Genomic DNA, 8,966 nt, shown 5'->3' with positions numbered 1-8,966 from the left:
GGCCGTGCTTCGCTGCACGGCCCGCCGACGGCGATCAGCGCACGGGGTACGACGCCTGGAACGCCAGCCGCGCGTCTGCCCCTTCGCCGAGGGCGGTGAGCAGCTCGTCGAGTTCGAGGAACTCCTCCCAGGCCGCCCGGCCACCGGCGGCATTGAGCCGCGCCACGAACAGGTCCTCGAGGTCGGGCACGCGCTTGTTCTTCCACACCTTGTCCGCCAGGCTCACGAGCAGGTCCTCGATGCCGGCGCCGCTGTCGGCCGCCTCGTCCGCCCAGCTCGCGTGGGTGGCGGCGAACCGGGCCAGACGCGGACCGATGCCGTGCTCCAGCAGGAGTTCACGGCCCGCCTCCTCATGGCGGCTGCCGGGGCCGGTCAGTTCGCCGGTGTGCAGAACCTTGCCCACATCGTGGGTGGCGGCACCGAAGAGCGCCGCTTCGCGGTCGAACGGCAGGTCGGGATGGCGCCGGGCGAGCCAGTCCGCGAGCTGGTGCGCCACATCGTGCACGGCACGCAGATGCGCCGCGAGACGGGGCGGTGCTGCCAGTCGGCACAGCAACTCGGCCGCCTCGCCCGGCAGGGGGCGCAGGGGCGGATCCGTGGCATCGTGCAGGGCGCCCAGCAGCAGGCTGGTTCTGGTCACGGCACCAGGCTATGCGTCCTGTCCACCACTCCGGTCGGGCGATCGGACAGGGCGCCAGTAACCCAGGGCATTCACTCGGTCCTTGGGCAGCTCCAACTCCTTGCGGACGTACGAGGCGAGGGTCCGGGTGGTCGTCGTGTCACAGGCGATCCACACGTACGCACCGGCCCGGTCGTCGAGCAGTCCGGGCAGCTGCGACGTCACCGCGTTCACCAGATGGGCGCCGCCGTCACGGCGGGGGATGCGGCGCACTTCGTGGCGTGCGGGGTCCACGCGAAGCGGCAGGTCGGCGTCCGAGTCGTGCGTGGTCTCGAACCAGATCGTGGCGGGCACCCCGGGCATGGCGTCGAGCAGAGTGTTGATCGCGGGCAGCGAGGCAGGGTCGCCGACGACGAACAGATGTGAGGGTTCAGGGGCGGGGGCGGTGAAGCCGCTGCCCTGGAGCGTTGCTTCGACGGTGTCACCGGGCTGCGTCTTACGGGCCCACTCACTGGCGCAGCCGTCGTGCAGGGCGAACTCGAGGCTGAACGACCCGGCGGCCGGGTCCGCGTCGACCACCGTGTAGGCGCGCTGATGCGGCTTACCGGCGTTGCTGAACCAGATGCGCACCCACATGGTGGGGTGGACACCCGTTTGCGCGAGCATCCCGCCGTCCGTGAAGTGCACTCGCCGGAAGTGATCAGTGACATCCTCCGCGCCGGTCACGGTGAACTCGAAGTCCTTGCCGCGCAGCAGCTTCAGGACGACGCCTTCCCAGCCATGTCCCACCGAGGTCCCCTCCCCTGAGCCCGGGATCACCTCCCGAACGCGTGCACTCAAAGTTAGGTCACCCTAACCTAATTCACGCGTGCGTGAGGTGCGGGGGCCGGCCGTCACCGGCCCCGCCCGCGATCAGGCCTGTGCGTCGAGGAAGTCCGCGACCATGGCGGCGAACTCGTCCGGAGCGGCGATGCGGGTGCCCAGCTCGTCGGCCTTGGCCCGCTTGGATCCGGCGCCCTCCCCGGCGACCAGGAGCGAGGTGCGCCTGGAGACGCTGGAGGACGACTTGCCGCCGGCCCGCTCGATGAGTTCGTTCATCTGGTTGCGGGACAGCTTCTCCAGCGCTCCGGTCATGGCGCCGGTCACAACGACCGTCATGCCGTCGAGCGGGCCGGTGGTTCTTGTCTGCTCGATGCCCTCGCCGGTGCCCTCCTGCCCGCCCTCGTCGTCGGCGGCCGGTCCGGCTACGGGCGGGGTCGCGCCCGGTTCGCTCATGTTGACCCCTGCGGCGGTGAGCCGGTCGATGAGCGGGGCAAGCTCGGCGAGCTCGGCGACGACCGTCCTCGCCTTTTCCGCACCGATGCCGTCGACCTGCTGCAGCGCCTCGACGTCGGCCGCGCGGATGTGTTCCATCGTCGCGAAGTGCCGGGCGATGCGACGGGACATGGAGCGGCCCGTGCCGCGTACACCGAGGGCGCAGAACACCCTCGACAGCGGCCGCGTGCGCGCCGTCTCGATGGCCGCCAACAGATTGTCGGTGCTCGTCGCGCCCATCCGGTCCAGCTCCAGCAGCTGCTCGCGGGTGAGGGTGAACAGATCGGCGATGTCGCCGACCAGGCCGGCGTCGACGAGCTGGACGACGCGGGTCGCGCCCAGCCCTTCGATGTCGAGCTGGTCACGCCCGGCGGCGTAGGAGACGGACGCCACCAGATGGCAGTTGCGCCCACGCACGCACCGCCAGCGTTGCTCGGAGGTGTCTATGTCGGAGCCGCACTGCGGGCAGACCTCGGGGAAGGCGATCGGCTTCTCGTCACCCGTGCGCAGATGTGCGACGGGAGCTTCGATGCGCGGGATGATGTCGCCCGCCTTGTAGACCATCACCCGGTCCCCGACCCGCAGCTCGCGGCGGGTGATGTCGGAGGGGTTGTGCAAGGTCGCGTAGGTGACGGTCGACCCGTCGATCTCGACGGGTTCCAGCACGGCGCGGGGCGCGATGATGCCCGTCCGGCCCACGTTCCACTCCACGTCGAGCAGCGTGGTGACCTTTTCCACGGCCGGGAGTTTGTACGCGATGGCCCACCGCGGGGCCCTTGAGCCCGAACCCGCCGCGGCCTGGTCGGCGGCGGCGTCCGCCTTCACCACGATGCCGTCGATTCCGAACGGCAGTTCCGGCCGGGCCGCACCGATCTCGTCGATCCGCGCCTGGATCTCGTCGACCGTCGTCAGGGTGCGGGGTGCGACGGCGGTGCTGTCCGCTGTGTGCACGCCGAGGTCCGCCACGTACCGCATGACCTGGCTGTGCGGCCACTCACCGAGCAGCTGGGCGAGATCCGGCTCCGAGTCGGGCAGCGCCAGCGCGCCGTACCCGAAGAAGGTCATCTGCACCGTGTACGCACGGTCCTTGGCGCGCAGCGTGCCCGCCGCGCCGTTGCGCGGGTTGGCGAAGGGGGCGCCGCCGTGTCCGGTGCGCACGGTGTTCGCAGTCTCGAACTGCTCGTTCGTCATGAGCACTTCGCCGCGCACCTCGAACGTCACCGGCTCGCTGAGCTCGTCCGGCAGGCCGACGACGGTGCCCATGGCATGGGAGACGTCCTCGCCGGCGCTGCCGTCACCACGGGTGACGAGACGGGTCAGCCGCCCCTTCTCATAGCGCGCCGCTATCGCGAGGCCGTCGAGCTTCGGCTCGACGCTCCACGACTCGACCGGCCGGCCGATGCGCCGCTCCACCGATGCGGTCCATGCGGCGAGTTGCTCGGCGGAGAAGACGTTGTCGAGCGACAGCATCGGGATCGTGTGCGGCACATCGCCGACCGCGGCACCGCCGGCGACCTTGCCGGTCGGCGAGTCGGCCGAGATCTCATCGGGATGTGCCTGCTCGTACGCCGCGATCCCGCGCACCAGCCGGTCATAGGTGTCGTCGTCGAGGGTGCTTTCGCCCGTCGCGTAGTACGCGGCGGCGGCCTGCGCCGCGGTCTGGACGGCCTCGGCGTAGGCGGTGGCGTCGGTGACGGCAGCCGCGGGAGCAGCAGCGGCGGAAACGGCGGGTGAAGTCGTCATGTCCCCATACTGCCGTCCACCACTGACAGTGGCCCTGACCTGCTGTGCTCCTGGGTCCGGCGGATGTGCAGATGGCCGTCGTTCGGGAAGGGCGGACGGGCCGGAAGGGTTGTCTCGTAGCGGAACCCGCACTTCTGGGCGACACGGCAGGAGGCGGTGTTGTCCACCTGGTGCAGAAGTTCGAGGTGGCGCAGGCCGTCGTCGGCGAAGCTCTCGAAGGCCCATGCGGTGAGCGTTTCCAGTGCGCGCGGGGCGACGCCCGTGCCCCGGGCGCCGGCGACGGTCCAGTAGCCGACCTCCGCGCCCGGTGCGCCCGGATCGGGCCGCTTGAGGACGACATTGGCGACCAGCCGGCCCTCCGTGCCGTCCTCGAGCTCCTCGAACCCGGCGAAGGCGAGGTAGGTTCCCGTCAGCCGGCCCTGGTGCCGGATGTCCAGCCAACGCAGCGCGTCGTCCTGGTTGTCCACCGGCATCATGGTGAAGCGGCGAAGGTCCGGATCGCGGTAGGCGGCGATGAGGGCGGGCAGGTCCCTCTCGTGCCAGGGGCGCAGCAGCAGAGCCGGGGACAAAGTCGTGGCCGGTGCCCGAAGTTGGCTGGTCAAAGCTACTCTCCCGTATACCCGCGCGTAACTCCTGTTCGGGCGCAGACTACCCGGAGAGCCTATGGCATATGACAAAGGCACCACCGGATCGAGTGTTGCCAAATGCCTTACGGGCCATCGCTCCCTGTGCAACAGTCGTAACCGGTCCCCCCTGTCGGGACCTTGGCCGTGGCCGCGCCTGTATCGGAGTACGACATGCCGCCCCATGTGTTCGCGGACCTTCCCTCCCAGCCGCCGGAGCACGAGACCGTTGATGCGCTGATCTCCCAGACGCGTCAGCTGCGCGGAGGCATCGACGCCGTACGGCGGGACGCCGCAGTGGCCGAGGACGACCCGCAGGGCAGATGGCAGCGGGCGCTGTGCGACCTGGCGGTCCATCATCTCGAGGATCTCGGCGCACATCTCGGGCAGCTCAAGGAGGGTCTGCCGCAGGAGGGTGCCGACACCGTCGACAGCGAGCTCGCCGAGTACGAGGCGGACAGCGCGGCGGCCACCGGCTCGCTGCTCAGCCGGGTCGGCAGCGCGGAGTGGAATCTGCTCACCGACGAGGTCAGTTGGTCGGACGAGCTGTACCAGATCCTCGGGCGCGATCCGGCCGGCGGCCCCATGTCCCTGGACGAGCTGCCGTCCATGGTGTTCGCGGAGGACCAGTTGCTGCTCACCGCGCTGGTGACCGACTGCCTGGTCGACGGACGGCCCATCGACGGCGAGTTCCGGATGGTCCGCGCCGACGGACGCGTGCGCACGGTGCACATGATGGGCGAGCCCGTCCTCGACGCGGACGGTTGCACGGCATCGATGTGGGCGGTCCTGCGGGACGTGAGCGAGTTGCGCCGCAGTCAGCGCGCCGTGCGTGAGACCCATGACTCGCTGCGTCGCAGGCAGCACATCGAGGAGACCGAGCGCCGGCTCGCGGTCGAGATGCAGGAGGCGGTCCTGCCCCCGTGGCGCGGGTCGCTGCAGTTCCCTCTGGACGGCCCCGCCGCGCTGGACGTCGCCGCGCACTACCTGCCGTCGGCGAGCGGTGCACTGATCGGCGGCAATTGGCACGACGCGCTGCAACTTCCCGGTGGCGACTCACTGTTGAGCGTGGGCGACCTCACCGGACATGGGGTCGCCGCGACCTCGGGAATGGCTACGGTACTGGGTGCGCTGCGTGGCATGGCCGTGGCGGGCATCCACCCGGGGCAGCTGATGGAGCATCTCAACCAGCTGCTGGACACCTCGTCACAGCCCGCTCTGGGAAGTGCGGTGTGCTGCCGCTACGACCCGGTGGCCCGCACCCTCTCCTGGGCGCAGGCAGGGCATCCCGCCCCGGTGCTGTTCCGCAACGGGACGGGACGCGCGCTCGCCACACCCGACGGTGTGCTGCTGGGAGCAACCACCGGCGCGACGTACGAGCAGGCAGAACTGGCGCTCCTGCCCGGCGATCTGCTGGTGCTGCACACCGACGGGCTGACGCGCAGGGACGTGTCCGGCGAGTGCGACACGGGCCGGCTCACGGCTCTGGCGCCGCGCTTCGCCAAGGCCCGTGACGCGCAGGAGTGCGTGCGTGTGGTCGTCGAGGAGTTCGGTGAGAACGACCGCGAGATCGACGCCTGTGTGATGGTGGCAAGGATCAGCTCGTAGCGGGCGGGCGAGACTCTGCTACGAGGACAGTGACGTACGGGAGTTGAGTGACGGGGTCGCCTGTGCGGTACGGCGCGTGCGGGCGCGAGCGGGTTCGCTCACCTGGTACCGCCCCGTCGGGCGAGCAATCCGGAGAATGGTCCGGAGCGTCTAGATCTCGGTGCTCCTCAGCTTCTTCGAGGGGCTGTTGGGCAGTGCGATCTGGATCTCCTCACGCAGATCCTCGATCCTCGCGTATCCGGCGTACTGACCCGTGAGCCGGTACATCTCCCGCAGCCTGTCCCAGGTGCGGTGCGAGGAGGTCTCCCCCATCGACACCAGCGCCAGCCTGGCGTAGCGGTCGGCCTGTTCAGGGTCGTCGGCGATGAAGCAGGCCGAGGCCAGCGAGATGTAGTCGAAGATCTTCGAGCGCTGCCGCCCACCCTCGCGCAGCTCCAGCGCCCGCTTGGCGTGCCGCTGTGCGGTGCTCGCCGCGCCGGGTTCGTGGTCCGCCAGGGTGCGATAGGCAAGCGCCTGCATGCCGTGCATGTCCGCCTCGTCGAACAGCTGCATCCAACTGGGCGGCGGGACATCACTCCTGTCGGAGACGAAGAGCTCCTCCGCCTCGCCGAGGGTTCGGCGCATGGCCTGCCCGTGGCCCATGGATGCCTGCGCCCAGGCCTCGATGGTGTGCAGCATTGCCCGGGTGCGCGGGAGGGTCTGTTCCCCGGAGCCGGACTTGGCAAGCTTCATCAGGTCCAGGGCGTCGTCCGGACGTCCGAGATGGACCATCTGGCGGGCCGCTCGGGACAGGGCTTCGCCGGCGCGCGGCCGGTCGCCGCCCTCGCGTGCCGCGTGCGCGGCGATGACGAAGTACTTCTGGGCGGTGGGTTCGAGGCCGACGTCGTGGGACATCCAGCCGGCGAGAACGGCGAGATTGGCGGCGACGCCCCACAGACGCCGCTGGAGATGGTCGGGGTGACGGTAGGCGAGCATGCCGCCCACTTCGTTGAGCTGCCCCACGACGGCCTTGCGCTGCAGCCCGCCGCCGCGGGAGGCGTCCCAGGCGCGGAACACCTCGACGGAACGCTCCAGCGCGTCGATCTCCTGCGACCCGATGGGGGCGGCCTCGTAGCGGTCGAACCCAGCGGAGTCGGCGTGCAGGGGGTCGGTGAATCGAGGAGCGTCCCGGGAGATTGCCGGATCTGTCTTGAGCCAGTCGTGCATGGCACTGCTGAGTGCTGAGCCCGCGGCGAGAGCCGCGCCCGCGCCCACCAGGCCGCGTCGGTTGAGCATGAGGTCCATTCCCGTGAATTCGGTGAGGACCGCTGCCGTCCGGTCGGGCGCCCACGGCAGACCGTCAGGGTTGCCTGCTCCCTGCACGTCCCGCCGCTTACCCGTGCGCCCGCTGCGTACGAACCCGAGGTCCTCGATGGTCACGACACGACCGAGTCGCTCGGTGAACAGGGCTGCCAGCACTCTGGGGACGGGATCACGCGGGGTCTCCCCCATGTCGATCCAACGCCGCACCCGCGAGGTGTCGGTCGCCAGCTGCGGGTGGCCCATGGCCGCCGCCTGCCGGTTCACGAGTCTTGCGAGTTCGCCCTTGGACCAGCCGGCCAGGCCGAACAGGTCGTTCAGGCGGGTGTTGGGTTCTCCGCTCACGTCAAGCCCCCAGGTTCTCGGCTGAGTTGACAGTAGCCCGGTGGCAGTTGCGTTGCGACTATTCGCCACGGTTCGCCAGGGTGCGCCAGATGGTGTGCCACCCGCGGCCGGGTGTCAGGTAGGAACGCGCCACCTCGCCCCGGCAACCGGTCGCATTCCCCAGGGTGTTTCCGGTTGCCGGGGCGGGGCAGCGCACGCAACTCGTCGGCACACGAAGGGATCTGTATCTCCCATGTACACAGCATCGTCCTCCGTGTCCGCCCCGCCCCGGCCGCAGCGCACCGCCGTCGCGGCCGGCACCGGACCGTATCTCGACCCCACCCCCACCGGCCGTGCACGCAGGCCTCTTGGGACGGTCGCCCAGCCCCTCAGCGGGAGAGTCGACTTGTCCGGTCCTCAGGGCGCTCAGCTGCGCAAAGCTGTCGCGTCGGTGCACCGGATCTGCCCGGAGTTCAACCCCGTGCAGGTGCTGCGCCGCAGCGGACGATCCGTTCTGATCGTCGGAACCACGGGGCGTACCACTGCCGTTGCCAAGTGCTTACTCGATCACTCCCCCGTCTGGGTCGAGCACTTCAGGCACGAAATAACGTCCTACCGCGCGTTCGTGCGACACCGCCCTCCGGTGCGGGTGCCTCGTCTGATCGCCGCGGACCCGGAGAACTGCACGCTGGTCATCGAGCGGATGCCGGGCCGTGCGGCGGCGCTGGCCCGGCATCCTGTCGAGGCTCCGCCGCGCGCGGATGTACGGACCGCGCTCGGTGCGATCGCCCGGCTCAACAGCTGGCGGCCGCCGGCCGGCATGTTCGACGCTCCGCTCGACTACGGCTCGCGGATCTCGCGCTACCACGAGCTGGGGCTGTTCACCGATCGCGACCTCGGTGACCTGCAGAAACTGCTGCACGGTCTGGCGTACGCGGGCGGTCGGCAGGGCGTCGGTCAGTTCTGCCACGGCGACGCGCTGCTCTCCAACATCCTCCTGTCGCCGACCGGCCCGGTGCTGGTCGACTGGGAGCACGCGGGCTGGTATCTGCCCGGCTACGACCTGGCGACGCTGTGGGCGGTGCTCGGTGACGCACCGGCGGCGCGCCGTCAGATCAGCCAACTGGCGCAGCAGGCGGGGACGGCGGCACGGGACGCGTTCCTGGTGAATCTGATGATCGTGCTGACCAGGGAGATCCGTACGTACGAGACCGCCGTGCAGCGCGCGATGCGTGACGCCTCGCCCGCGGGTGCGCCGCAGACGCATCCTGGCGGTGTACCGGCCGGCGAAGAACAACGTCTGCTGCTGCGAAGGCTGCACGACGACTGCGCGATGGCCCGCCGGGCCGTACGCGCGGCGGTCGGCACTCGCTGATCGACCGCCTACCGAGGGGGAAGCGCGCTGCGCGTCCGGTGCCGACACACAGAGATCGCAA

Annotated in this window: 7 protein-coding genes; 2 read left to right on the top strand and 5 right to left on the bottom strand. The window is 70.1% G+C overall.

The window, feature by feature from the left end; all coding sequences use genetic code 11:
- Positions 1-34 precede the first annotated feature (34 nt).
- The 4 genes from ABZ208_RS38355 to ABZ208_RS38340 form a co-directional block, all read right to left on the bottom strand.
- The gene (locus ABZ208_RS38355; protein ID WP_356914078.1) at positions 35-640 is read right to left on the bottom strand and encodes an HD domain-containing protein; all 606 of its coding nucleotides are present in this window, start codon (positions 638-640) and stop codon (positions 35-37) included.
- Positions 641-649: 9 nt separating this feature from the next.
- Positions 650-1,408, bottom strand: coding sequence for a siderophore-interacting protein (locus tag ABZ208_RS38350; RefSeq protein WP_356914077.1), 759 nt, complete (start codon positions 1,406-1,408; stop codon positions 650-652).
- Between the two features lie 123 nt (positions 1,409-1,531).
- Positions 1,532-3,676, bottom strand: a complete 2,145-nt coding sequence (gene ligA, locus ABZ208_RS38345) for an NAD-dependent DNA ligase LigA (RefSeq protein ID WP_356914076.1) — start codon at positions 3,674-3,676, stop codon at positions 1,532-1,534.
- Positions 3,673-4,278: a GNAT family N-acetyltransferase gene (locus ABZ208_RS38340; protein ID WP_356914075.1), complete on the bottom strand. Its 606-nt coding sequence runs from the start codon at positions 4,276-4,278 to the stop codon at positions 3,673-3,675. The genes ligA and ABZ208_RS38340 overlap by 4 nt, the downstream gene beginning before the upstream one ends.
- Positions 4,279-4,473: 195 nt before the next feature.
- Here ABZ208_RS38340 and ABZ208_RS38335 point away from each other — a divergent pair, with 195 nt between their 5' ends.
- Positions 4,474-5,907 (top strand): SpoIIE family protein phosphatase, encoded by a 1,434-nt coding sequence (locus ABZ208_RS38335; RefSeq protein ID WP_356914079.1) that lies wholly within the window; start codon positions 4,474-4,476, stop codon positions 5,905-5,907.
- 150 nt (positions 5,908-6,057) lie between these two features.
- Here the strand turns inward: ABZ208_RS38335 and ABZ208_RS38330 are convergent, their stop codons facing one another.
- Entirely contained in the window at positions 6,058-7,551 is a 1,494-nt protein-coding gene (locus tag ABZ208_RS38330; RefSeq protein WP_356914074.1) for a hypothetical protein, read from the bottom strand.
- Positions 7,552-7,783: 232 nt separating this feature from the next.
- Here ABZ208_RS38330 and ABZ208_RS38325 point away from each other — a divergent pair, with 232 nt between their 5' ends.
- Positions 7,784-8,905 carry an aminoglycoside phosphotransferase family protein gene (locus ABZ208_RS38325; protein ID WP_356914073.1) on the top strand — a complete coding sequence of 374 codons (1,122 nt, stop codon included), beginning with the start codon at positions 7,784-7,786 and terminating at the stop codon, positions 8,903-8,905.
- Positions 8,906-8,966: the final 61 nt, after the last annotated feature.

This window comes from Streptomyces sp. NPDC006208 (genome assembly GCF_040613775.1).
GTDB lineage: Bacteria > Actinomycetota > Actinomycetes > Streptomycetales > Streptomycetaceae > Streptomyces.
Note: the sequence above shows the minus strand (reverse complement) of the source record. Positions and strands in the feature narration are given on the sequence as shown.

What these genes read in the sequence shown, in the direction of transcription:
- ligA (WP_356914076.1), bottom strand. Translation starts at nt 3,676, where the DNA reads ATGACGACTTCACCCGCCGTTTCCGCCGCTGCTGCTCCCGCGGCTGCC.
- ABZ208_RS38335 (WP_356914079.1), top strand. Translation starts at nt 4,474, where the DNA reads ATGCCGCCCCATGTGTTCGCGGACCTTCCCTCCCAGCCGCCGGAGCAC.
- ABZ208_RS38325 (WP_356914073.1), top strand. Translation starts at nt 7,784, where the DNA reads ATGTACACAGCATCGTCCTCCGTGTCCGCCCCGCCCCGGCCGCAGCGC.